Raw genomic sequence first — 26,102 nt, 5'->3', positions numbered from 1 at the left:
GTGGTGCATATCGTTCTGGGATCGGACCTGGCACCGGAGCGTGCCGCAGACCCTGCCCTGGCCCACCTGCTGAGCCAGGGCCGCGGCTCGCTGGCATTTCTGCTCGGCAATGCGGCCTGCCGCTTGCGCCTGTTGGGCGCGGGCATTCACTGGGACCGTGTGCTGCTGGCCTTCGATGGCGAGCAGGCAGTTGGGTTTGCGGCGTTCAAGCATGGCCGGCGTGGGCCGTTCGGCTTGCACTGGCGGCCGTTTTTGCGTGAGTTCGGGGTGCTGAGCGGCGCGGTGCGGTTTGTCGGCTTTTGCCTGAGCGAGCTGCGCGAGTGGCGCTACCCGTTCCTGCTGTACGGGCTGCGGGTAGACAAGGCCGCGCGCAACCACGGCGTCGGCTCGGCGCTGGTGCAGGCCTGCTGCGCGCACGCGGCCAGCCTTGGCTTTGCCCACATCGAGCTGGAAGTGCCGCTGGACAACCCGCGGGCGCGGCGGCTTTACCTGCACAACGGCTTTGCCCTGCGGCGCAAGCGCTGGGTGCCGTTCCCGCCGGTGCGCGGCATGTGGCGGGTGCTGCCATGACCAATCCCCCGCAAACAGACCTGCAGGCGCTGGTCGAGGGCCCCGGCTGGGTTGGCATCATGTCGCAATGGGTGGCCTGGAAGGTGCTGCACTTGCCTCAGTTCCTCGGCCCCGAAGGCCCGCCCTTCTGGCTGTGGCGCAGAGGCCGTCAAGCGCCCAAGGGGCTCAAGGCCATCGCCGGCATCGGTTACAAGCAGTCGTCGGCCCATGCCCGTGTGCTGTGCCAGCGCTGGAACCTGCCCTACATCGCGCTAGAAGACGGCTTCTTGCGCTCGTCGTCGCTCGGCATCGAAGGCGACACGCCGATGTCGATGGTGGTCGATCCGATCGGCATCCACTACCTGGCCGACCGGCCCTCGCTGTTGGAAAACATCCTGCAGCAGCCCGAGGCCTTGAGCGAAGACGAACTGGCCTGCGCCCGCGCGCTGATCGCGCTGATGCGCAGCAGTGGCATCGGCAAGTACAACAACGCCCCGGACCTGCCCGCCGATGACCCGCTGGGCCGCGAGCGCCCGCTGGTGCTGGTGGTGGACCAGACCGCCGGCGATTATTCGATCCCTGGTGGCGGTTTGTGTGAAGCGGACTATGTGCGCATGCTTGACACCGCCCTGGCGGAAAACCCCGACGCCGATGTGCGGGTGCGCATCCACCCGGACTGCCTGGGTGGGCAAAAGCCCAGCTGCCTGCTGGCGGCGGCCAAGGCCCGTGGGGTAACCCTTGAGGCACGCCCGGTCGCCTGGGCGTCGCTGGCCAGGCGTGCGCGGCGGGTGTACATCGGCACCAGCCAGGCCGGGCTCGAGGCGTTGATCCAAGGCGTACCGGTGACCTGTTTCGGGTTGCCGTTCTACGCCGGCTGGGGCCTGACCGACGACCGCATGGCCATCCCCCGGCGCCAGGCCCGGCCTGACCTGGTGCAACTGGTGGCGGCCGCCTACGTGCGCTACTGCCGCTACGTCGACCCACTCACCGGTGCGCTGACCGACGCGCTGACCGTGGCCCGCCAGCTGGCGGCGAAAAAAGCCCGTGATGCCGAGTTTGCCGGGGCCACCACGGTGCTGGGGGTGAAGCGCCACAAGCAGCACAACATCCGCCGCTTCTTTGCCAGCCGTTGGGGCCAACTGCGCTTTGCCGTGGACGGGCCCGAGCTGGTGCGCCAGGTGGCGGCCGAACGGGGCCGGTTGCTGGTGTGGGCGGCGCGAGAGCCAGCGGGCCTGGCTGAACGCGCACAGGCCGCCGGCGTGCCGGTATGGCGGGTGGAGGATGGCTTCATGCGCTCCACCGGGCTGGGCGTGAACAACAGCCCGGCGTTGTCGCTGGTGCTCGACCGCAGTGGCATTCATTACGACGCCGCGTCTGCCAGCGACCTGGAGCAGCTGCTCGAGCACAGCGAATTCACACCTGCCGACCTTGCCGAGGCGGCGCAATTGCGCGCCCGCATCGTCGCCAGCGGCACCAGCAAGTTCAACCTGCGCCATGGCCCCTCACCCGCTCTGCTCGGCGCCCCGGGGCAGCGCCGGGTGCTGGTGGTCGGCCAGGTCGAGGATGACGCGTCGGCGCTGAGCAGTGGCGGCGGTGCCGGCTGCAACCAGCGCCTGCTGCAGCAGGTGCGCGCAGCGCTGCCGCATGCCTGGGTGCTGTACAAGCCGCACCCGGACGTCGAAGCCGGCAAGCGCCAGGGCCAGGTGCCCGCGCAGCAGCTCGCCGTGCTGGCCGACCAGGTGCTCGCCGGGGCCGACATCGCCGGGTTGTACGGCCAGGTCGATGAGTTGCACACCTTGAGTTCTACCGCTGGTTTTGAAGCGCTGTTGCGCGGCCTGCCGGTGGTGACTTATGGCACACCGTTCTATGCCGGCTGGGGCCTGACCCGCGATCACCAGCCGCTGCCGCGCCGTACCCGGCGCCTGACCCTGGACCAGTTGGTGGCCGGCGCCCTGTTGCGCTATGCGCGCTATGCCGACGCCCAGCAAGCCCTGCCCTGCGATGCCTGGCACGCCCTCGCCTGCCTGTCTGCGCCACGCCCTGTGCGGCTGGCCGAACACCCGCGAGTGGCGCCGTTGCTCAATTACACCCGGACCATGCTCGGCTGCGGCCGGCCGCTGGCCCCGTCAAAGGACTAGACCATGCCTGTATCGATCAAGGGCGTCGGCCGCTATGCGGCATTGCCCTGGCATTGCCTGCAACTGGCTACCCACGCGAAATCCTTCGAGAACAACCCGGTGCTCGGCAGCGCCCGCCTCAACGCCTGGGGCCTGCACGTGCAGCGCCGGCAACTGGCCATGGCCATGGCCGGCTACCGCCGCCAGGCGCTGGCCGCGCGGCTGGATGCCGGCGAGCGCGAGCACTTCGAGCACAATGGCTTTTTCATCCGTGAAAACGCCCTGCCGGCCGAGCAGTTCGCTGCCCTGCGTGCCGAACTGGGGGCCCTGCGCAGCACGGGTTGGGAAATGCGCCAAGGGCGTGCGGTCACCCGGCGCGTCAGCCTGGACCAGGACGTGCTGGCGGCCAACCCGGCCAGTGCGGCGTTCGTGGCGGACCGCGGGGTGCGCGACCTGATCGCCTATGCGTCGTCCAATACCGGCGGTATCACCTACCAGCTGCAGTCGATCGTGATCGACGCTGCCAATGCCGAGCATGACCCGCAAACCCGGTTGCACGCCGACACGTTCCACCCGACGGCGAAGGCCTGGTTGTTCCTGGATGACGTGGAAGATGACCAGGGCCCGTTCAGCTACGTGCCGGGCTCGCACCGCCTGACCCCGGAGCGCCTGGCCTGGGAATACCGCCAGAGCCTGGACGCCGCCCGCTCGCCCGAGCAGATGCACCGTGAAGGCTCGTTCCGCATCGACGCGCCGCAACTCGCCGCCCTGGGCCTGCCAGCCCCGCGGCGCTTTGCCGTGCCGGCCAATACGCTGGTGGTCGCCGACACCTCCGGCTTCCACGCCCGCTGCGCCAGCCACAAGGCCAGCCACCGGGTGGAGATCTACGCCAGCCTGCGGCGTAACCCGTTCATTCCGTGGCGCGGGGCGCATCTGTTTGCATTGCCTTGGATTGCCAACCACCACATGCGGTGGGATATACGGTTGAAGCGGTGGATGGGGTTCGACAAGAAGAGCCACTGGCGGTTTGTGGAGCAGTTGAATGCGTATGAGGCGCCGTATATTTGAGTGATGGGGGTTTGGCGGAGGGATCTGATCGGGCGGTGGTGCGTAAATCGAGCGCCTGTGCCAGGCGTGAGTAGTGCGGTGATGCGTAAATCGAGCGCCGCCCGCGCGGCGCATCGCGGGCAAGCCCGCTCCTACATTTGTTGCAACGTGCCATGGCCTGTAATGCCATAGTTGCCAGCCTTGTTGGCATGACTCAATTCTTCGGCTGGCACTGCCGGCGCTCCACCTGCATACAGCCATGCGCCAAGGCTAACAACCATGGCCTGACTGGAACGGCACGTTGCAACAAATGTAGGAGCGGGCTTGCCCGCGATGCGCCGCGCGGGCGGCGCTCGATTTACGCTTCACCGCACTTCTCACGACGGGCACAGGCGCTCGCTTTGCGCACCACCGCGATACTGACGACGGGCAACCACAGCCCCCCTCAAACCCAGATCGCATCCCAATGCGGATAATCCCCCACCTTGCCCACCAGCCCCGCTCTTACCGGGTTCGCAATCACGTACCGCGCGGCCTTGACGACGTCTTCTTCGCGGCGCAAGGCATGGTCGTGGTAACCCGCCTGCCAGACCGGCACATCCTTTACGCCGGCCTTGCGCAAGGCATGGCTGGATCTGGACTTGAACCGACAAAGCAGCATCCCCAAGGTTACGTCCTTGAGTTCGATCAACCAATGTACATGGTCAGGCATGACTACCCATGCCAGTGAGTGGCAGCTGGCATCCTCATCAGCTTGTCGCAGGGACCTGATTACCAGCCGCGCCAGATGGAAGTCGAGAAACAAGGGCCTGCGGTGGTGAGTCACCGTCGTCAGCAGATAGAGCCTGCCAGGTTCGGAGCAGCGGCCACGGCGCAGCAGGCAGCCTTTGGGCTTGGGCATGAGGTCATCCTTGAACTTGCATGTCCTCGAGCAGGGTAGCTGGGCGGGTGGTGGGTGAGGAGAAATAGGGTTTCAGGGTATGTGCTGGGGAACGGGGTGGAGATGGCGTTGTGGCCGCCAGGTGCCTGTCTTGGGTATTGCAGTGATGTGTAAATCGAGCGCCAGTGACCGTCGTGAGTAGTGCGGTGATGCGTAATCGAGCGCCAGTGACCGTCGTGAGTAGTGCGGTGATGCGTAAATCGAGCGCCGCCCGCGCGGCGCATCGCGGGCAAGCCCGCTCCTACATTTGTTGCAACGTGCCGTTCCAGACAGGCCATGGTTGTTAGCCTTGGCGCATGGCTGTAGGCAGGTGGAGCGCCGGCAGTGCCAGCCGAAGAATCGCGTCATGCCAACAAGGCTGGCAACTATGGCCTATCAGGCCATGGCACGTTGCAACGAATGTAGGAGCGGGCTTGCCCGCGATGCGCCGCGCGGGCGGCGCTCGATTTACGCATCACCACAACATTCAAGACGGCCACATCACCGCGCGCTCTACGCCCCCCTGCAACTCACAAACCAGGCACCCGCAGCCCCCTCACCCCAGCCGCGCCATCTCTTCGGCCACCACCGCCACGGTATGCCGAATCTGCTCTTCGCTATGCTCGCAAGACACAAAAAACCGCACCCGCGCCGACTGCTCCGGCACCGCCGGGTACAGGATCGGCTGGGCATTGATGCCCCGTTCGAACAACGCACTGGACAACCGCCCGGCCTTGAACGAACTGCCGGTGATCACCGGAATCACCGCCAGCCCGGTGCTGGTCGCGGTGTCCAGCCCAGCCTCACGCGCCAGGCGCAGGAACAGTTCGCCACGTGCCTGCACCTGGGCAACCCGCTCACGGTCTTCAGCCAGCAGCTGCAGCGCCGCCAGCGCTGACGCCGTGACCGCCGGGGGCATGCCGACGCTGTACAGGAAGCCGGGCGCGAGGAACTTGAGGTGCTCGATTAACGCCGTGCTGCCAGCGATGTAACCGCCGCAGCTGGACAAGGTTTTGCTCAACGTGCCCATCCAGATATCGACAGCATCACCCGCCAGCCCGAAGTGCTCGCGGATACCCTTGCCGGTTGCGCCCATCACCCCCAGCGAGTGCGCTTCGTCGACCATCAAAAACACTTTGTGCTTGTGCTTGAGCTCGACGAAACGCGGCAGTTCGGGGTAGTCGCCATCCATGCTGTAGATGCCTTCGACCACCACCAACACGCGCTCGAAATGCTGACGCTGCTCCCCCAGCAGGCGGTCGAGCGCCTGCCAGTCGTTGTGGGCGAAGCTGAGCCGGCGTGCGCCGGACAGCTGGATGCCTTGCAGCACGCTGTTGTGGATCAGCTCGTCATGCACCACCAGGTCGCGCGGGCCGAACAGGTAGCCGATGGTGGTGACGTTGGTGGCATGGCCGCTGACCATCACCACCGCGTCATCCACGTCATACAGCTTGGCCAGCTCACGCTCCAGCTCGCGGTGCAGCGGGCGGTCACCCGATACCGGGCGGCTGGCCGACACCGAGGTGCCGTAGCGGTCGATGGCGGCCTTGGCCGCTTCGGCCACGCGCGGGTGGCCGGAGTAACCCAGGTAGTTATAGCTGGCGAAGTTCAGGTACTCACGCTCGCCGATGCAGGTGTGCGCGCCGGCGGTGCCTTGGTGCAGGCGGAAGAACGGGTTGCTCAACCCCAGCCGCGCAGCACCTTGCTGCATCACGCGCAGCTGCTGGTAACCGGGGTGCTGGTCGAAGCGGTAGAACGCTTCGGGCACCTTCAGTGCAGCCTGCTGCGCCTGCTCCAGGGTAGCGCTTTGCGCTTCCTGCCCGGTGCCGTTGTTGCGGCGCGCCAGCGCTTGCTGGATCAGGCGTTGCTTGGTGTCGCCAGCAAGGCCGGTAGGGGTTTTGGCAGTCATCTCTGGCTCTTAATCAATCAGACGGTTGGGCGCCACGCTGGCATCGGCCAGCTCGGCATTCAGCTCAGCCACCTGCTCGGCGCTAAGTTCGCTGCCGTGTCGGGCCAGCACGCTCTGCGCTAGCTGCTCTTCACCATTGCCGGCTTCACCACGCAACAGTTCAAGCAGGCGCACGCTGAGCTTATCAATACTGGAGCTCTCGCTGAGCTCCATCACCGGCAAGCGAATGCCGAAGCGCTCCTCCAGGGCGACCACCAGCTCCACACTCATCAACGAGTCCAGGCCCAGCTCCTGCAGCGGGCGCTGGGTGTCCAGGCGCGCAGGCGGCAGGCGCAGGATTTCGCACACCTCGTGCTTGAGCATCTCGACGAAACGCTCCAGCAACGCGGCGTCGTCCAGCTCGGCGAGCATGCGCTGGATGTCCTCACCGTCGTTGTCGTCGTCCTGATCGCCGCCGTGGGCACGGGCCAGCTCGGCGAAGCGTGGGGTGTTGGCGCTCGGCAGGAAGCGCGCCAGCGCCTTGAAGTCGAGCTCCAGCACACCCTGCCCGCTGTCGCCGTCGAGCAGCATGGCTTCGAGCTGCGCCAGGGCAGCATCTGCACGCAACGCGGCGCCGCCCATACGGCTTTGCAGGGCATCCTTGATCTGGCTGTTGCGGGCAAGGAAACCTACGTCGTCGATCGCCCCCCACAGCACGGCCGTTGCCGCCAGGCCCTGGGCATGACGGTGGCGTGCCAGCGCTTCGAGCCAGTGGTTGGCAGCCACGTAGTTGGCCTGCCCAGGGTTGCCGAACAGGGTGGTGGCGGACGAGAACATCACGAAGAAGTCCAGCGCCAGCCCTTGCGTCAGCGCGTGCAAGTACTGGGCACCTTTGGCCTTGGGCTCCAGCACACGTTGCATCTGCTCGCCGTCGAGGTTGCGGATCAGGCTGTCGTCAATCACCGTCGCGGCATGCACCAGGCCACGCAGCGGCCACGGGCTGGCGGCAATGCGTTCGAACACGCCGCGCAGTTGGGCTGCATCGGTGATGTCACAGGCCACGGCCTGCACATCGAGGCCTTGGGCATGCCACAGCGCCAGCTGCGGCTGCGCCTCGGTGCTGGCCGGGCCACGGCGACCCAGCAGCACCAGGTGACGGGCGCCCTTGTCGATCAGCCACTGCGCGGTACGCAGGCCGAAACCGCCGAGGCCGCCGGTGACCAGGTAGGTGGCATCTGCCGCCAGCTGCAGCGCACGCTGCGGCTGTTCACGGGTGTCGACGGTCTGCTCGATGGGGTTGCCGTAGGTAACGACCACCTTGCCGATCTGCCGTGCCTGCTGCATGTAGCGGTAGGCCTCGACCACCTGGTTGGCGTCGAACTCGCGGAACGGCAACGGGTGCAGGATGCCCTGCTCGAACAGCGCCATCATTTCGCCGAACAGCCGGCGCGTCAGTTGCGGGCGTTCGCTCATCAGCTGGTCGGCGTCGATGCCGAAGTAGCTGATGTTGTTGCGGAACGGGCGCAGGCCGATGCGGGTGTTCTGGTAGAAGTCGCGCTTGCCCAGTTCGAGGAAGCGCCCGAACGGCTTGAGCACACGGAAGTTGCGGTTGATCGCCTCTCCAGCCAGCGAGTTGAGCACCACGTCGACACCCCGCCCACCGGTCGCCGCCAGCACCTGGTCGGCATAGGCCAGCGAACGCGAGTCGTAGACGTGGTGCACGCCCAGCAGGCGCAGGAAGTCGCGCTTCTCGTCGCTGCCGGCGGTGGCGTGGATCTCCGCCCCCAGCCATTTGGCGACCTGGATGGCGGCGATGCCGACGCCGCCGGCGGCGCCGTGGATCAGCACCTTCTCGCCCGGCTCCAGACGCGCCAGGTGATGCAGCGCGTAGTACACGGTGAAGAAGGTACTCGGAATAGTGGCGGCTGCTTCGAACGACATGCCTTCAGGGATGCGCGCCACGGCGTTGGCATTGGTCACCAGGCGGTTGGCGAAACTGCACGGGCCGAAGCCGACCACGCGATCGCCCGGGGCGAAGTCGCCAAGCACTTCAGCGCCTTTGCCCTGCACCACGCCTGCAAACTCGAAGCCCAGGGTGGGGCCGGAGAAACCGTTCTCGATGGCTTCATCGGACAGCAAGCCGAGGGCGAACATCACGTCGCGGAAGTTGAGGCCGGTGGCGCGCACCGCGATGTCCAGCTCGTCGGGGGCAGGCTGGCGCGGCTCGCGCACTTCCCAGCGCAGGTTGCGCAGCTGGCCGGGCAGGTCGAAGCCCAGGCACACCCACTGTGCGTCGGATGCACGGGCTGCCTTGGCATCGCCCAGCACGCGCAGGCGTGGCACGAAGCGGCGGCCCTCGGCGTCGAGGGCAAGCTCGGTTTCGCCATCGGCGTTCAGCAGTGCCGGCAGCGCCAGCTCTACGGGTGCGTTGTGGGCCAGGTCGAGCAAGCGTATGCGGCAGCTGGCCGACTCGTTGGCCAGGGTACGGCCGAAGCCCCAGAAGGCGGCGTCGGCGATCGCGTCGACATCGGCAGCGCTGTCGGCAGCGTACAGGTGCTGGGCAGCGCCACGGCTGAACAGCCAGCACTGCGGGGCGATAGCCAGTGATTCGCAGGCCTGCACCAGCGCGGCAGCCTGCAGGCAACGCTGGGCTTGGCCATCGAGGCCGGCAGTGCTGTCGAAACCGGCCAGGTGCGCGATGTGTTCGGGCGCCTGGTCGAGTGCAGCCAGCTGGGCGGCGAGCGCCTGGGCATCACCCGGCTGCAGCAGGCTGACCTGCTGGCCCTGCTCGCGCAACTGCGCGGCCAGGCGCTCTGCAGCGCCCTGCCCGGCTTCGGCCAGCAGCGCCCAACGCTGTACAGCCACGGGGGCTGCAACCTGCGCGGCATGGGCCGGCTTGTTGGCCAGCAGCAGGTAGCTACCGCAGGCATTGCCCGGCAGTGCGTCGAGGGTTTGCAACCCGGCCAGGCCGTGGCGTTGCAGCTCGTGGCTCCAGAATGCCGGGCCCTGCTGACGCGACAGCGCCTGCTCCGGGCCTGCCAGCCACCAGTCAGCCTGGGCACCGAAGACGAAGTCGGCCCAACGTGCCGGATACTGCCCCAGCAGCGCCAGCTGGCCATGCGGGTTGAGTTGCGCGCTGGCCTGGCGCAGGGCATCGCCCACGGCGGCCAAGGCGCTGAGGTCGGTCGGCACCAGCACCCAGTCGAAGCTGCCCGCCTCCGCCAGTTGCTCATGGCCGAGCACGTTCAGCGCCGGGCAATCGTCGCGCAGGCGTTGCTCCAGGTCCGGTTCGGCGACGCAATACAGGTAATCGATACGGTCGAAATCGAGCCCGGCATACAGCAGCTCGGCAAACGATGCGCCGCCAAAGCCGAACTCCAGCACCCGCAGGCGCTGCCCGGCCGGCAGTTGCGCCAGGCGCGCAGCCAAGGCCTGGCCAATGCCGGCCAGCACGCGCTGCTGGCCTGCTGCACCGAGCACCAGGCGGGCCAGGCTGGCACCGCTGGTTTCCCGCGGCAGCAGGTTTTCCAGCGCCTGGCTGCTATCCAGCAGCGCCGCCAGGTGGCGGCCGATACGGCCCACCGAATGGATGATCTGGAAGTATTCCGGGTAGCTCTGGAACAGCTCCTGCCAGATGGCTTCGGACGACGGGCGCTCGCCAGTGTCGGCCAGCAACCAGCTGCCATCGGCGCTGCGCTGCAGGCTGCCATCGTGTTCGGCATGGCGCAGCAAGGCGGTGAGGAAATCGCCCTGGCCCTGCGACCACAGCGCCACCTGCTCGGCGCTCAGGCGGCCACCGGCCTGCTCGACCAGGTCGAGCACAAAACTTGCGCACAGCACGTCGAGCAGCGGCTCGACCTCATTCAGGTAGCGCACCTGCGCCGGCTCATCCGCCAGGCTGCTCAGGGCGTCTGCCAACGGTGTTGCGGCCACGGCATGCCGCGCCAGCGGCACTACCGCCCCCGGTGCCGCCAGGCCGACATGGCCCAGGCGCTTGATTTCGCCGCTGCGGTCGTACTGCAGGCGCACGGCACGCAGGCGGGCTTCGTTGATGGCCAGCACGGCGTCGCCGTTGCCGTCGAACAAGGTCACATCCACCAGCAAGGAATGCTCGGTGCGCTTGAGCTGACGCACTTCGGCCAGCACCGGCACGCCGCCGGCCTTGGTGAAGGCGATACGGCCCAGTTTGACCGGGATGAACGCCAGGCCGTTGTTGCGGCCCGGGCGGCTGGCCAGCAGCTCGGTAATCAGCTGGAAGGCCCCGTCGAGCAACGCCGGGTGTACATGCAGGCCGGCCAGCTCGGCTTCGATGCCCGCAGGCACGGTGAGTTGCGCCAGCACCCGCTGGCCCTCGACCCAGGCGGCCGCCACGGTCTGGTAGGCCGGGCCGTAGTTCAGGCCGACGGCGCAGGTCAGGGCCAGGTGCTGCTCGGCGCTGAAGTCGGCCGGGCGCTGCGGCAGCGTCGGTGCGCGACCGCCCAGCAGCACACCGCAGGCTTCGCCCGGCAGGCGCGCCACCACGTGCTGCACCCAGTCTTCACGCTGGGCCAGGGAACGCGAGGTGATGCGCAGGGTGCCGTCGGCCTCTTCGACCTGTACGCGGACCTTCTTGCTGCCCTCGCTGCTCAGCAGCAACGGGTTGTGGATTTCCAGCTCTTCGATGTCGACGAACTCGCCCGGCTGGTGCAATTGCGCCACGGCCAGCGCCAGCTCGGTAAAACCAGCGCCCGGGAACAGCACGGATTCGCCAACCTTGTGGTCGCCCAGGGTCGGGAACAGTTGGGTATCCAGGCGGTTTTCCCAGGTCAGTGCCTGGTCCACCAGCGGGTAGCCGAGCAACGGGTGAACGCGCTCACGGCTCAGCGTGCCAAAGGATTCGGCGCTGACCGGCAACTGGAAGTGATCACGCTGCCAGGCGTAAGTGGGCAGGTTGACCGGGCGACCAGTGACCGGGAAGCGCGCGGGCCACTGCGGCTCGACACCGGCAAGCAGCAGGCGCGCGACGCAGCGCTCAAGCAGCTGCGGGCTCGGGTCGTTGCGCTTGAGGGTGGCGACCACCTCGCCCGCCTGCTCGCACTGGGCCAGTACATCGGTCACGTAGCTGCGCAGGATCGGGTGCGGGCCGACTTCGACGAACAGGTTCAGGCCGCTGCGCACCAGGGTGTCCAGCGCGCCCTGGAACAGCACCGGGAAGCGGATGTTCTGCCACCAGTACTCGCTGTTCAGGCGCTCGCCGGCCAGCTCGCCGCCGACCACGGTGGAATAGAACGGGGTGTGCGTGGCACGCGGGCGGATGTGCGCCAGGTCGGCGACCACCGCCTGTTCGATGGGGTTCATCGCCGGCGAGTGGAAGGCGTAGTCCAGGTCCAGGCGGCGGGCGAACACCTGGCGCTCGGCCAGGGTGTGTTCCAGCACGGCCAGCGCATCGACCTCACCGGCAACGGTGGCACCACGGGCGCTGTTTTCGCCGGCGACCACCACGCGGCCTTCCAGCTTCAGCTCGGCAATCAATGCTGCGGTGGCTTCGCCCGAGAGGCCGACGGCGGTCATCTGGCCGGTGCCCTGGGTCAGGCCTTGCAGGCGGCTGCGGTGGAAAATGACCTGGGTCGCGTCCTCCAGGCTCAGCGCGCCGCTGGCCCAGGCCGCAGCCACTTCGCCCACGCTGTGGCCGATCACCGCCAGCGGGCGAATGCCTTCAGCAGCCAGCACACGGGTAACGGCCACTTGCAGGGCGAACAGCGCCGGCTGGGCGATTTCGGTACGGGCGTAGCGGCCTTCGCCGTTGTCGCCCAGCAGCTCTGCACGCAGCGAGTAGCCGGCCAGCGGCTGGAACAGCGCGTCCACTTCGTCGATGGCAGCGGCAAACACTGGCTGGTCGAGCATCGCCCGACCCATGCCCTGCCATTGCGACCCGTTGCCGGAATAGACGAACACCGGGCCACTGGCCGCCTCCAGCGCCTGGCCGGCTTCGAGCACGGCGCTGAGCTCGCTGAGGGTTGGGTCCTGCGCGTAATCGTCCAGTGCCTGGGCAGCCTCAGCGGCGTTGTCGCAAACCAACAGCAGGCGGTGGGCATGGGCATCGCGGCGGAACATCGCCTGGTAGGCGACATCGTAGTAATCGGCGTCGCCATGCTCGGCCAGGTAGGCGGCAAAACGCTCGGCGGTGGCGCGCAAGCCCTGCTCGGTCTTGGCGCTGAGCAGCAGCGGCACCCGTGCGGCCGTGGTTTTTTCGGCTGCGGCTTGCACAGGCTGCGGGCTTTGCAGAATGACGTGGGCGTTGGCGCCGCCAAAGCCAAACGAGTTGACGCCAACGGTCAACTGGCCTTCGCGCTTGAGCGCCAGCGGTTCGGTGACCACCTGCAGGTTGAGGTCGCCGAAGGGGATGTTCGGGTTGAGCGCCTTGACCCCGATGGTCGCCGGCACGGTGCGTTCGGCCAGACAGTTCAGGGCCTTCATCAGGCCGGCGACGCCGGAAGCGGCCTCCAGGTGGCCGAGGTTGCTCTTGACCGAGCCGATCGGCAGCGGGTTGCCGGCGCCACGCGCCTGCCCCAGTGCCTCGCCGATGGCGCGGGTCTCGATTGGGTCACCCACCGAGGTACCGGTGCCGTGGGCTTCCAGGTAGTCCAGTTGCTCGGGGGCGATGCCGGCCTTGGCGTAGGCCTGCTTGAGCAGCGCCGCCTGGGCTTCGGCGTTAGGCAGGGTGAGGCTGGACTTGCGCCCATCGGTATTCACCGCACTGGCCGCGACCACCGCGAGGATGGTGTTGCCATCGGCCACGGCCTGGTCATAGTCCTTGAGCAGGAACAGGCCACCCCCTTCGGAGCGCGCGTAGCCATCGCCGTTCTCGTCGAACGACTGGCAACGCCCGGTGCGCGAAAGCATGGTGGCCTTGGAGAAGATCATGAAGCCGAATGGGTGCATGTGCAGGCTGATGCCGCCCGTTACCGCCTGGTCCACATCACCGCTGATGATCGCCTGGCAGGCCTGGTGGAAGGCCACCAACGAAGACGAACAGGCGGTGTCGATGGCCATGCTCGGCCCACGCAGGTCGTAAAAGAACGACAGCCGGTTGGCAGCGATGCTCATGGTGTTGCCGGTGGCGGTGGCGCCATCGATCGAGGCCATGTCATCGACCAGTCGGTAGGCTTGCTCGACCGCGGCGATACCCAGGTACACACCACAGTTGCTGCCCCGCAGGCTCGACGGCTTGACGCCAGCGTTCTCGAAGGTTTCCCAGCACATTTCCAGCAGCATGCGCTGCTGCGGGTCCATCATCCCTGCCTCACGCGGGGAGATATTGAAGAACCCCGCATCGAACGCACTGACATCGCCCAGCGTGCCGGAGGCAAAGGTGTAGCTGGTGGCAGGGTTGGCCTTGTCCGGGTGCAGGAACTCGGCCTTCTCCCAACGCGACGCGTCAACCTGGGTGACCAGGTCACGCCCCTCCATCAGGTTCTGCCAGAAGCTGGCAGCAGTAGAGCCGGGGAAACGGTACGAACAACCAACGATTGCAACCTGTCTACGCTTAATCAAAACCCATTCCTTTAAAACTCATCGGGCACCGTCCCATCCTGCGGACAGCCGGCATGCCTGGCCTTGCCATGATTCTGGCTGGTCGTTGTGTGTCGCTGATGATCGTGTGGTATCTGAAGCTGCTTTGCACGCTGGGGGGCTGGACACTGGGTCGAGAGGGGGGCGTGGGGTGGGTTCAGATTTTGTGACGGGATGATACGCGGGTTGGGGGGGTGGGAAAAGGCTGAGGGTGGTGCGTGGGACTATGAAGGTGTGGCAATCGACAATATTCATGCCTGCGCCCGCGGAAAAGCGGGCCAGGCATCAACCGTCAGTCAGGGCTCAAGACGACGTTGCTGGTAAATCCAGTCGACGATCTCGCCTTCAGGCGCATAACCGATCACCGTTTCACGCAGCAGTTGACGTACCCGTACGAAGTCGTCGCTGGACGCTGCCGCAAGCAACTGCTGCAGAGAGTCCTTGAGCGAATCCCATGGCAGGTAGTCCTCGTTGGCGCTCATGATCATGGGGTGGCGCGTTGCAAGTACGTTGTCACCGATCAACAACTCTTCGTACAGCTTTTCACCGGGGCGCAAACCGGTGAACTCAATGGTGATATCACCCATCGGATTGCGCTCGTTGCGCACACTGAAACCGGACAGGTGAATCATCTTCTCGGCGAGTTCGACGATGCGCACCGGTTCGCCCATGTCGAGCACGAACACGTCCCCGCCCTTGCCCATCGAGCCCGCCTGAATGACCAGCTGAGCGGCCTCGGGAATGGTCATGAAATACCGCGTGATCTTCGGATGGGTGACCGTCAGCGGCCCACCGGCCTTGATCTGCTTGTGGAACAGCGGGATCACCGAGCCGGACGAGCCCAGCACGTTACCGAAGCGCACCATGGTGAAACGGGTCTTGTTGACCTGCGATACGTTGCCACTGTCACCGAACAGTACTGGCGCCAGTTCCTGGCTGAGGGCCTGCAAGGTCATTTCTGCTAGCCGCTTGGTACTGCCCATTACGTTGGTCGGCCGCACGGCCTTGTCGGTAGATATCAGCACGAAGTTGGCAACGCCGGCCTGCAGGGCGGCTTGGGCCGTGTGCAGGGTACCGATGACGTTGTTCAACAACCCTTCTGTGATGTTGTGCTCGACCATGGGCACGTGCTTGTAGGCGGCAGCGTGATAGACCGTGTCGACGTGCCAGGTTTTCATGATGTCGAGCATCTGTGCCTGGTTGCGTACCGATCCCAGGATCGGGATCAGGCTGAGCGACAACGACTCACGAGCGATACGCTGCTCCAACTCCGAGAAAATGCTGTAAAGGTTGAATTCGCTATGATCGAACAGCAGCAACGTTCTAGGCGATTGCCCAATAATCTGACGACAGAGCTCGGAACCTATCGAGCCACCTGCGCCGGTGACGACTACCACTCGATCGACAATGCAACGCTCCAGCAGGTCGCTTTGTGCCGGCACGGCGTCACGGCCCAGCAAGTCCGCAATGTCGACCTCCTGGATGTCGTCGACCTTTACCTTGCCACTGGCCAGGTCCATGAAGCCAGGCACACTGCGCACGTGCAGCGGAAAGCCTTCCAGGAACGTGAGGATCTCCCTTCGACGCGTACGGGCGGCAGACGGCACCGCCAGCAGAATCTCTTGGGTACCGGTCACTTCGATCAGCCGTTGCAGTTGATCTGGGTGATACACCTGCAAGCCGGCGATGACACGATCGGTGAGACTGGCATCATCATCAATGAACGCGACGGGACGCATGGCTTTGTCCATGCGCAGGGCGGCCACCAGCTGATTACCCGCAGCACCAGCGCCGTAGATGGCGACTTTCGGCAGGCCGTCTTCACGGCTGGCGAATGGCACGTGCTGGACAGCAGTAGCGAACCAGTCACCCAGGAAGTATTGACGCATGGCCAAACGCAACCCGCCAACCATGATCAAGCTTAACCACCAGTAATTGAAAGTAATCGAGCGGGGCACGATGGTCTGGCGGTCACCCACCCAATAGATGATGACACCAAGGATCAACGCCGAAAGGGTAACCGCCTTGATGATCGCGATCAGGGCGTCGTTTCCAAAGTATCTCATTACTGCCCGATAGAGCCCAAAACGTATGAACAAGGGGATAGCCACCACTGGGGCGCACAAGAACAACCACGCATGCTCGATCAACGGGTTGACCAGATCATCTATCCCTAGCCTGACCACGAAGGCCAACCACAGAGCGCACCAAACCAGTCCGACGTCAGTCACCACCTGCAACAAGCGCTTGTGGCCGCGCGGCAGGCTCTGCAGACGCTCTCGAATGCTATAGCCGATCCTGTTTCCCATACGAACCTCAGATACCACTTTATTGTTATAACTTTGCATGCGGGCTGACCAAGCACATCACATGCCTGCTAGCACTGCACGAACCTTTTACATCGAAGCGGACCCGCATCTATGCCGATTATCTGAACGCCACTTTATCAGGTCTTTCCTTCATCAATCGCGCTATCAGGAGGCATCTGGGCGGTGCTGGCCCGACTCAGCCACTACGGGATGTGATCAGCCGCAAGAACCTGAATTTCTGACGCTTTGTGAATGGAACCCTCTGACGCACCGGAATGTCCACATCAGTCACTCGGCCGGTGGCTAGCCTCCTTCACTTACCGCGTCCACCCGCCTGTATGGCCACGACGGCCTTGTTTGGTAACTACTCCCTATGACTGTCTGGTAGCCAGACCTGAGAGGCCAAGATGTTGTTCTACCTTTGTGTAGCCCTCGCGCTGTGGCTGATGGCGACGCCGGGCATTTTGTCGATGCGCAGTACCGGAATAAGCTTAGTGTTGGGTGTAACGCTGGTCTGGTTCATCTGCGCTTTGCGTTTTGAGACAGGCTTTGACTGGATGGTGTACGAAAGTTACTTCAATGCCATCGCGCAAAGCCCGTTCCTGGCCCAGCCACAGGATGTGGTACCGATGGAGCCACTTTATTACCTCCTCAACTACGTGATCGCCCAGATTGGAAACTTCCAACTATTTTTGCTGGTTGTCGGCACCCTTAATATTATATGTGCAGCGTATTTTCTTCAGCGTTTTGATATACGCGTGGCATTTGGACTGGCGTATGTATTTTGCTGGGTATTTCTGCCACTCGAGTTAGGCACCATTCGCCAGTCTCTTGCCGTATCGGCCATGCTCATATGCTTGGTTCTGTTGGCCGATGGTAAATCCAGGTGGTCCGTGCTCTGGTTCATGGTCGCTGTTGGCTTTCAATATTCAGCATTGATCTACGGAGTCGTATATTTGCGTAAAGCGCTGCGTCCGCTTCTGCATCATGCAGGCGCCGTTGCAGCGGTATGTTTCGCTTTTTACTGCATCGCACCAGCAGGCATTGGCCAGGCGACCCTCGCGCTAGGTAGTAGCCTCGATATCCCGTTTATTTCTGCGAAGCTGGCAGTCTATGCAGACTTCGGTGGGTCGCCCAGGTCTATAGCGGGCTACGGTTTCATATTGCTTAACTGCGCGCTCTTGGTGATTTCCCGATATACACTCGACCTCCAATCACCCCGCTATGTGCTGCTGGGGACCTTTCTGCTCTGCCTGATCTTTGCACAAGCGCTACTTTTCGACTTCGCACTTATCTGGAACCGCGTACATTACCTAGCCGCCTTCGTTCAGGCGGTTCTTATCTATGATATTCTAGCCACACAACGCATGCCCATCAGAATCCCGGCCTTCGTTTTGGTAATGACGATCAGTTTGGTGGCGATCGGGATGTTCCTGCGATCCCCGGCATCCCTGCCGTTTGTCCCGTATCAATCCTACATTTTCAAGGAGTGGACGAACGCGCCAGGCGATGGCCGTGAACGTACACTTGAATACTATCGCCTGTTTGAGGCAGCTAAGCCACAGAACAACTGAAGACTACCGACAGGCGCTCTTAAAGCGCCTGCGCAGCATCAAGAGGCGCTCAGCGGGTCACCTCGTAGTATTTTCTTTCAAGGTTCCAGACGACGCTGGAGATGGATGAAGTCGACAATTTCCCCCTGAGGAGCATAGCCGGCCACGGTCTCACGCAGGATCTGCCGAATCGTCACGTAGTCGTCCGTATCGATCGCTGCGATTAACGCCGTCAGCCGCTGCTTCATGATGTCCCAAGGCAAACAATCTTCTTGCGCGCTCATGATCATCGGATGACGCGTGGCGATCACATTGTCACCAATCAGCAGTTCCTCAAATAGTTTCTCGCCAGGCCGCAGGCCACTGAATTCGATGTTGATATCGCCATGCGGGTTTCGTTCGGACCGCACACTTAGGCCCGACAGATGAATCATCTTCTCGGCGAGCTCGACAATTTTGACCGGTTCGCCCATGTCCAAGACAAATACATCGCCGCCCTGCCCCATGGAACCTGCCTGGATCACCAGTTGCGCAGCCTCGGGAATCGTCATGAAGTAACGCGTTATCTTTGGGTGCGTGACCGTAACCGGGCCACCGGCCTGAATCTGCTTGTGGAACAGCGGGATCACTGAACCAGACGAACCCAACACGTTACCGAACCGCACCATGGTGAAACGTGTGCGATTTACCCGAGACACATTCCCCTCTTCACCGAACAGCACAGGTGCCGCTTCATGGCTCAAGGCTTGCAAAGCGAGTTCGGCCAGGCGCTTAGTGCTGCCCATCACGTTTGTCGGGCGTACGGCCTTATCTGTCGAGATAAGCACAAAATTGGCAACGCCTGCCTGCAATGCGGCCTGAGCAGTATTGAGGGTACCGATGGCATTGTTCAGCACACCTTCGGCGATATTGTGCTCGACCATCGGTACATGCTTGTAGGCAGCGGCGTGATACACCGTATCTACCTTCCAGCTGTGCATCACATCCAACAGCAATCTGGGATTGCGCACCGAACCGAGTATTGGCAATACCCGCGTGGTCAATCCTTCACGAACTATTCGCTGCTCCAGCTCAGACTGAATACTGTAAAGGTTGAACTCACTGTGCTCGAACATCAGCAGGGTCGTCGGCGACAGGCTGAGGATCTGCCTGCACAGCTCTGACCCTATCGAGCCGCCTGCCCCGGTGACTAACACCGTCTGCCCTGTGATGCAGCGTTCCAGTAAATCTTCCTGTGCAGGCACTGCATCCCGGCCCAGCAAATCCGCAATATCCACCTCTTGAATGTCATCCACTTTGACCCGGCCACTGGCCAAGTCCATGAACCCTGGGATACTGCGCACATGGAGCGGAAACGGCTCAAGACAAGTAAGGATTTCCCTGCGCCGTACCCTACTGGCAGAAGGAATAGCCAGCAGAATCTCTTGCGCCCCGGTAACATCAAGCATTTTCTCGATATGCTCAGGCTTGTAGACCTGCAAGCCCGAAATCACCCGGTCAGCAATACTGTCGTCATCGTCAATAAATGCCACCGGGCGCATGACCTTGCCCATCCGTAGCGCCGCCACTAACTGGTTGCCAGCGGCACCAGCCCCGTAGATTGCAACCCGGGGCAGGCCGTCCTGCCGATTGGCGAATGGCACATGTTGCGCTGCAGCGAACCAGTCCCCAAGAAAATACTGGCGCATCGCGAGCCGTAGCCCGCCCACCATGATCAGGCTAAGCCACCAGTAGTTGAAAATGACCGACCTCGGCACCAGGTGCTCATGATTGCTGTACCAATACACCACAAGCCCCAGTATCAACGCAGACAAGCTGACCGCTTTGATGATTGCGATCAGGGCTTCGTTGCCGAAATACCGCATGACGGCCCGGTACATGCCGAATCGAACGAATAGGGGAATGGAAACGGCAGGAGCAGCGATAAACAGCCATGCGTGCTCCAGAACCGGGTTGGCCAGTTCATCGATACCCAACCTGACCAGGAAAGCCAGCCATAGGGCCGCCCAGACCAGCAGGAGGTCTGCCAATACTTGAACAAGGCGTTTGTGACGCCTGGGCAAGGCCAGCAACCAGACGCGCAGTCTATCAATCATGCTTGCACTTCCATGCCATTCTCCACAAAGTTCCGTACAGTTGCAGAGCGTTACGCCGCTGCCAACGCCATCACGTCTTTCAATGCCTGGCAGGTTTTCTCGATTTCAGCAGCACTCAACGTCGGGTGCACCAGGAACATCAGGCTGGTCTCTCCCAGCTCTCTAGCAATGCTCAGGTGCGGCTCTGGGCGCCAGTTGGTGCCATCAAAAGCTTTTTCCAGATAGACCTCCGAACAGGAGCCGGAAAAGCAGGGTACACCGCGCTCCGTGATCTCCCCCAGTATACGGTCACGCGACCATTCTGAACGTAGTGCACCAGGTTCGACGAAAACGTAACACTTGTAGGCTGCATGGACTATCCCCTGCTCTGGAACAGGCACGCGCAAGCCCTTAAGCCCCTTCGCACATTCCCAAATAGCGCTGACATTGGCTGTGCGAGCCTTGTTCCAATCAGGCATGCGGCGCAGCTGAATACGGCCGATAACCCCTTGCATCTCCATCATCCGCCAGTTGGTGCCGAAGCTCTCGTGCAACCAGCGGAAACCGGGGGCGTGCTCGCGCTGATAGACCGCTTCCCAGCTTTTGCCATGGTCCTTGAACGCCCACATCTTTGCCCAAAGCTCTCGGTCATTAGTCGTGACCATGCCGCCTTCACCGCCGGTAGTCATGATCTTGTCCTGACAAAACGACCAGGCGCCGATGTGTCCGATGGAGCCAACTGAACGCCCCTTGTAGCTTGCACCGTGCGCCTGCGCACAATCTTCGATCACTTTCAGACCATGCTGGGCCGCCAATGCCATGATGGGATCCATGTCGCATGGCCAACCGGCGAGGTGTACACAGATCACGGCGCGGGTACGCGGCGTCAGTACAGCGCGAATGGTCTCTGCAGTGATGTTTTGCGTATCCCTGTCGACCTCTGCAAATACCGGTATTGCCCCGGCGTTGACGATACTTGACACCGAAGCAAGGAAAGTCCGCGGCGTGACGATCACCTCGTCGCCTTTGCCAATACCCAACGCGTTCAACGCCAAGTCCAGCGCAACGGTACCGTTTGCAAGCGCTATCGCGTGGGCTGTACCGGCCCAGGCAGCGAACTCCTGCTCAAACTGGCGGCATTCCTGGCCTGTCCAGTAATTAACCCGGTTGGACAGCAAAACATCGCGAACCGCATTGGCCTCTTCATCGGTGAATGATGGCCAAGGGGCAAAAGAAGTATTCAACACAGTGATCTACTCGCTATCCAGAATTTTCGAAAATACTGGCGACTCGCTGCGCCAGCCATGAATGCTTGGTTCAATAACGCTGATCGTGCTCATCTGCCTAATTCTCGTGCTGGAACGCCGACAACAGTCAGGTCGTCTGCAACAGCGGACACCACCACCGCCCCAGCGCCGACGGTGACACGCGCGCCGATGCAGGTCAGTTGCCGCACACTGGCGCCTATGCCGACCCAGCTTTCGTCGCCGACCTGCACTTGGCCTGCCAGGCGCGCGCCAGGGCTAACATGCACGAACGCCCCAAGGCTGCAATCGTGATCAACGCTGCAGCCAGTATTGAGGATGGCGCCGTCACCGATTTCGCAAAACGGGTTAATCACGGCAGTGGCAAACACCACGCTGCCATCGCCAAGATGCGCGTGCTTGCTTACTACGGCAGCAGGGTGGACGATGGTTGCCATCACAGCGCCAGCCTGTACGAGCAACTGCTGTTTGGCGGCGCGGATAGCATTGTTGCCAATAGCCACGACCACGCCTGCATAAGTATCAACCGCAGCAACCAGCTGTGCACTATCCCCGACGATAGACCACGCTCCGCACACCGTACGCTCAGGCCAGGCATCGTCGAAGAACTCGATGTGCTCCCAGCCGCACAACGCTGCTGCATCTGCCACTACCTTCCCATGGCCGCTGGCACCCAGAATCGCCAGCCGATTCATTTTCGCGAACCGGTAAATTTGGACATGGTGACTTCGCCTTGCGCACTGATACCGTCGCGTACGACGACTTTTTTTACCGTACGGAAGATGATTCTGAGGTCCAGCCAGAACGAGCGGTTATCCACGTACCATACATCCAGCTTGAACTTCTCTTCCCAGCTTAACGCGTTGCGACCGTTGATCTGCGCCCAGCCGGTAACACCTGGGCGTGCATCATGACGTCGCAACTGCTCGGTGTCGTACAAGGGCAGGTACTCCATCAGCAACGGGCGGGGGCCGACCAGGCTCATATCGCCTTTTACGACATTCCACAGCTCGGGCAGCTCATCGAGACTGCTCGAACGCAAAAAGCTGCCGAAGCGGGTCATCCGCTCGGCGTCAGGTAGCGGATTGCCCCTACTATCGAGCGCATCGCGCATCGTCCGGAACTTGACCATTTCGAAAGGCTTGCCATGCATACCGGGGCGTACCTGACGAAACAATACCGGGGAGCCAAGCTTGTGCCGGATCATCATCGCCACGATGACGATGACTGGCGACAGCACTATTAGGCCCGCCGTCGCGGCAATCACATCGAACAATCGTTTCAACATCTCAATACCTAACCAATTCATCGGCCCGACCCTGGTTCGGACAATTACTTGCCCAAGCGCCTGAAATGTTCGCCAAAGCGTTGCACCCCCACTTCCAACGAAAGTTTCTGACGATAAAACTCCTTCCCTCTCTGACCCATCTCAGCCCTCATCTGCTCAGTTAGTAGGCTGAGCTCTATACAGGCATCCGCCAGCGCTTGGGGGTTTTGCGGCTCAGCTATCAATCCGCAGCCCGCATCACACACAACTTGCGCCGCGTCTCCCTCAACTCCCATGATCAACGGCTTGCCGGCAGCCATGTAAGCTTGAGTCTTCGACGGTATGGTAATGGTGAAAAGCGGGTCCTTCTTCAGGTGTACCATCAACGCATCAGCACTGGCCAGATACGCGCCGACCTCTGCCATGGGGACGCCTGGCAAAAAAATCACGTTGTCGAGCAGCTTTTGCTGCGCAACAGCCTGCAAGCGCGAAACTTCGACACCGCCCCCCAGAAAGACCAGGGATACATTAGCCGCTCTTTGCTTGAGAATCGCTGCCGCATCCATCAGTGCATCGAGTGCTTGCGCCTTGCCCATGTTGCCAGCGAACAACACTCGAAAGGTGTCGCTACTCGGAAAGTTCCCAGGCTTGTCTGCAACTGCTGTGCACACCATATCTTCTGCGCACCAGTTGTAAATCACATCAATCTTTGCAGCCTGGACACCCCGCTCGATTAACAAGCGCTTGAACCCAGGCGAAAGCACCACGATCTGGTCAACACGGCGGTAAACCCAGTCGCATACCCGACTGACCAGCCGCAGCGCCTTCTCATTGGAGAACATGCCAGTGGCCCTCAAGGTATCCGGCCACATGTCCTGGATGTCATACACCACCGGAACTCTACGAAACAGCCGTATGAGTGCCGCAGACATACCGACCGTCAACGGCGGGTGGTAAGCGTAGATGACATCCGGTTTGCGCGCACCGAACAACCCATATAACAAGCTGGACGCAGCAAAACTTACATAGTTGAGTACACGCCCGATGCCGCTTTGCCCATGGCTGGGATAGAGCGGCACGCGCGTGACGTTAACGCCATCGATCACTTCTCGCTGTAGAAGCTTGACCTTGTACCCCGAGTACAACTGACCGCCTGGGTAATTGGGGAAGCCGGTGACGACTTCCACCTCGAACCCCTGGGCCACTAGCTCACGAGCGAAAACCAGTCCCTTGAAAGTCGGCTCCGGATCGAACCACTGGGTCAACAGCAGGATACGCGTGGCCATGGGCGATCAGTACCTTCTCCAGACGGTACGCATCACATAGTCACGGTAGCTGTGGATGATCCGTACCACCTTGTCCGAAACATTCGGCATGCTGTAGTCCTCGACCAGGCGCAGACCACGCAGCTCTCCACGCGGCTGGCTTTCCAGCAAGGCCAGGCCTTGCAGCACGCGCTCCACTTCCAGCCCGGCCATCATTACTGCCGCCTCCTCCATACCTTCAGGGCGCTCGTGCGCCTCACGCAGGTTCAGCGCGGGGAAATTGAGGATCGAGGACTCTTCATTGATCGTGCCGCTATCAGACAGAACTGCCTTGGACGACAGCTGGAGCTTGTTGTAGTCAGTGAACCCAAGTGGTTTGAGCAAGCGCACGTTGGCGTGGAACTTGACCCCCAGCGCATCGACACGCTTCTGGGTACGGGGGTGCGTGGATACGATCACGGGCAGGTCATATTGCTCTGCCACGGTGTTGAGCACATCGACCAGTTTGAGGAAATTCTTGTCGGTGTCGATGTTCTCTTCACGGTGGGCGCTAACCACGAAGAAACGGCCTTCTTCCAGCCCAAGGCGCTGCAACACGTCGGACGCGTTGATCGCTGGCCGGTAATGATTCAGCACTTCGAACATCGGGCTGCCGGTCTTGATCACCATGTCCGGAGACAATCCTTCGCGCAGCAGGTAGTCACGGGCGATGGTGCTGTAGGTCAGATTGATGTCGGCGGTGTGGTCGACGATGCGGCGGTTAATTTCTTCCGGTACACGCATGTCGAAACAGCGGTTGCCGGCTTCCATGTGGAAGGTCGGAATCTTGCGGCGCTTGGCCGGGATGACGGCCATGCAGCTATTAGTATCGCCTAGCACCAGCATCGCTTGGGGCGCGACTTCGGCGAGCACCTTGTCCACCGCGATGATGACATTGCCGATGGTCTCAGCGCCCGTTGCACCGGCCGCGTTGAGGAAATGGTCCGGCTTGCGGATGCCCAGATCATTGAAGAAAATTTCGTTTAGCTCGTAATCGTAATTTTGCCCGGTGTGCACCAGAACATGCTCACAGTGCTGGTCCAGCGCAGCAATGACCCGGGACAGGCGGATGATCTCCGGGCGCGTCCCCACGACAGTGACAACCTTCAACTTTTTCATTTCTATTCCTTACTGATGCAGCCGCTCAAGCGGTCAGTGGCTTGGCGTAGGTATCTGGGAGGGCTCGGTCGAAGATTTCATTGGCCCAGAGCATGACGACCATCTCGTCATCACCGATGTTGGTGATGTCGTGGGTCCAGCCAGGCACGGTCTCGACGATTACCGGCTTATCGCCACAGGTCTGCAGTTCATAGAACTCGCCCGTTACCATGTGGCGGAAACGGAAGTTGGCAGTACCCTTGATGACCAGGAATTTCTCGGTCTTGGTGTGGTGGTAATGGCCCCCGCGGGTGATACCTGGATGCGCGGTGAAGTAAGAAAACTGGCCGCTGTCATGGGTCTTGAGCATTTCGACGAAAACGCCGCGCTCATCGCCATGCTTGGGGACCTCGTAGGTGAAACGATCCTCTGGCAAATAGCTGACGTACGTGGAGTACAACGCACGTAAAAAGCCGGTCCCTACGCGCTCGGTGATCAGGCTGTCGCGAGTGGTCTTGAACGCCTGCAAGTGGTCGGCAATTTCGCCAACGCTGACGCTGTATTTCGGCTGGACCTCGACCGAGTCCTTGCCTGCGTGCTCTCCGCGCATTACATCGAGGAAGCAGCGGACGACATCGTCTATGTAGACCAGACTGATGTGCGCATCGCGATCATTGATCTGGATGGGGAGATCCCGGGCAATGTTGTGACAGAAGGTCGCAACGGCGGAGTTGTAGTTCGGCCGCGCCCACTTGCCGAAGACATTCGGCAAGCGCAGCAGATACACCGGGCTACCTGTCGCTTGCGCGAGATCCGCGAGAACTTCTTCGGCACCCCGCTTGCTTGCCCCGTATACGTTATCCAGAGCCGCCTGTGTCGATGAAGTGTAGAGCAGCGGGATCGTCCTGCCGGTGGCCCGCACGGCATCGGCCAGAGCCCGGGTCAGGTCAACGTTGCCGGTGGTGAACTCCTGTGGATCCTGAGGGCGATTGATGCCAGCCAGGTGGAATACGAACTCGGCGCGCGCCACCTTGCCCGGCAGGCTGGCGATATCATCGTTACGGGTGTAGGTGTCAATCACCACACCCTGCTGCTCCTGCAGATGCACCACCAAGTTCTTGCCGATGAAACCGTCGGCGCCTGTGATCAAGACATTCATG

General features: G+C 62.4%; 15 protein-coding genes. 4 read left to right on the top strand and 11 right to left on the bottom strand.

Annotated elements, in window-relative coordinates; translation table 11 throughout:
* Genes ACNQPL_RS18265 through ACNQPL_RS18255 form a run of 3 tightly spaced genes read left to right on the top strand, consistent with a single transcriptional unit; the run spans position 1 to position 3,734 of the window.
* Complete coding sequence (locus ACNQPL_RS18265) at positions 1 to 570, top strand: GNAT family N-acetyltransferase (RefSeq protein ID WP_387532502.1); 570 nt, start codon at positions 1 to 3, stop codon at positions 568 to 570.
* Positions 567 to 2,687, top strand: a complete 2,121-nt coding sequence (locus tag ACNQPL_RS18260; protein ID WP_346615945.1) for a capsular polysaccharide biosynthesis protein — start codon at positions 567 to 569, stop codon at positions 2,685 to 2,687. Before ACNQPL_RS18265 ends, ACNQPL_RS18260 begins: the two co-directional genes overlap by 4 nt.
* Positions 2,688 to 2,690: 3 nt before the next feature.
* Positions 2,691 to 3,734 carry a phytanoyl-CoA dioxygenase family protein gene (locus ACNQPL_RS18255; protein ID WP_416467483.1) on the top strand — a complete coding sequence of 348 codons (1,044 nt, stop codon included), beginning with the start codon at positions 2,691 to 2,693 and terminating at the stop codon, positions 3,732 to 3,734.
* A 424-nt stretch (positions 3,735 to 4,158) separates the two neighbouring features.
* Here ACNQPL_RS18255 and ACNQPL_RS18250 read toward each other — a convergent pair whose 3' ends face one another.
* From ACNQPL_RS18250 to ACNQPL_RS18235, 4 genes are all read right to left on the bottom strand, one after another.
* Positions 4,159 to 4,614: an REP-associated tyrosine transposase gene (locus tag ACNQPL_RS18250; RefSeq protein WP_416467482.1), complete on the bottom strand. Its 456-nt coding sequence runs from the start codon at positions 4,612 to 4,614 to the stop codon at positions 4,159 to 4,161.
* Between the two features lie 574 nt (positions 4,615 to 5,188).
* Complete coding sequence (locus ACNQPL_RS18245; RefSeq protein ID WP_387532494.1) at positions 5,189 to 6,541, bottom strand: aminotransferase class I/II-fold pyridoxal phosphate-dependent enzyme; 1,353 nt, start codon at positions 6,539 to 6,541, stop codon at positions 5,189 to 5,191.
* A gap of 9 nt (positions 6,542 to 6,550) precedes the next feature.
* Entirely contained in the window at positions 6,551 to 14,053 is a 7,503-nt protein-coding gene (locus ACNQPL_RS18240) for an SDR family NAD(P)-dependent oxidoreductase (protein WP_416467481.1), read from the bottom strand.
* Positions 14,054 to 14,367: 314 nt separating this feature from the next.
* On the bottom strand, positions 14,368 to 16,380 hold the full coding sequence (locus tag ACNQPL_RS18235; protein WP_416467480.1) for a polysaccharide biosynthesis protein: 2,013 nt from the start codon (positions 16,378 to 16,380) through the stop codon (positions 14,368 to 14,370).
* A gap of 407 nt (positions 16,381 to 16,787) precedes the next feature.
* Here ACNQPL_RS18235 and ACNQPL_RS18230 point away from each other — a divergent pair, with 407 nt between their 5' ends.
* Positions 16,788 to 17,954: an EpsG family protein gene (locus ACNQPL_RS18230; RefSeq protein WP_416467479.1), complete on the top strand. Its 1,167-nt coding sequence runs from the start codon at positions 16,788 to 16,790 to the stop codon at positions 17,952 to 17,954.
* A gap of 77 nt (positions 17,955 to 18,031) precedes the next feature.
* Here the strand turns inward: ACNQPL_RS18230 and ACNQPL_RS18225 are convergent, their stop codons facing one another.
* From ACNQPL_RS18225 to wbjC, 7 genes are all read right to left on the bottom strand, one after another.
* Entirely contained in the window at positions 18,032 to 20,029 is a 1,998-nt protein-coding gene (locus ACNQPL_RS18225; protein WP_416467478.1) for a polysaccharide biosynthesis protein, read from the bottom strand.
* A gap of 50 nt (positions 20,030 to 20,079) precedes the next feature.
* Positions 20,080 to 21,255 (bottom strand): DegT/DnrJ/EryC1/StrS family aminotransferase, encoded by a 1,176-nt coding sequence (locus ACNQPL_RS18220; protein ID WP_416467477.1) that lies wholly within the window; start codon positions 21,253 to 21,255, stop codon positions 20,080 to 20,082.
* A gap of 89 nt (positions 21,256 to 21,344) precedes the next feature.
* The gene (locus ACNQPL_RS18215) at positions 21,345 to 21,968 is read right to left on the bottom strand and encodes an acetyltransferase (RefSeq protein WP_416467476.1); all 624 of its coding nucleotides are present in this window, start codon (positions 21,966 to 21,968) and stop codon (positions 21,345 to 21,347) included.
* Positions 21,965 to 22,561, bottom strand: a complete 597-nt coding sequence (locus ACNQPL_RS18210; RefSeq protein WP_416467491.1) for a sugar transferase — start codon at positions 22,559 to 22,561, stop codon at positions 21,965 to 21,967. Before ACNQPL_RS18210 ends, ACNQPL_RS18215 begins: the two co-directional genes overlap by 4 nt.
* A gap of 44 nt (positions 22,562 to 22,605) precedes the next feature.
* Complete coding sequence (locus tag ACNQPL_RS18205; RefSeq protein ID WP_416467474.1) at positions 22,606 to 23,826, bottom strand: glycosyltransferase family 4 protein; 1,221 nt, start codon at positions 23,824 to 23,826, stop codon at positions 22,606 to 22,608.
* Between the two features lie 6 nt (positions 23,827 to 23,832).
* Positions 23,833 to 24,963 (bottom strand): non-hydrolyzing UDP-N-acetylglucosamine 2-epimerase, encoded by a 1,131-nt coding sequence (gene wecB / locus ACNQPL_RS18200; RefSeq protein ID WP_416467473.1) that lies wholly within the window; start codon positions 24,961 to 24,963, stop codon positions 23,833 to 23,835.
* A 25-nt stretch (positions 24,964 to 24,988) separates the two neighbouring features.
* Positions 24,989 to 26,101, bottom strand: coding sequence for a UDP-2-acetamido-2,6-beta-L-arabino-hexul-4-ose reductase (wbjC, locus tag ACNQPL_RS18195; RefSeq protein WP_416467472.1), 1,113 nt, complete (start codon positions 26,099 to 26,101; stop codon positions 24,989 to 24,991).
* Position 26,102: the final 1 nt, after the last annotated feature.

This window comes from Pseudomonas sp. LFS044, from assembly GCF_047978245.1.
Classification (GTDB): Bacteria; Pseudomonadota; Gammaproteobacteria; order Pseudomonadales; family Pseudomonadaceae; genus Aquipseudomonas.
Note: the sequence above shows the minus strand (reverse complement) of the source record. Positions and strands in the feature narration are given on the sequence as shown.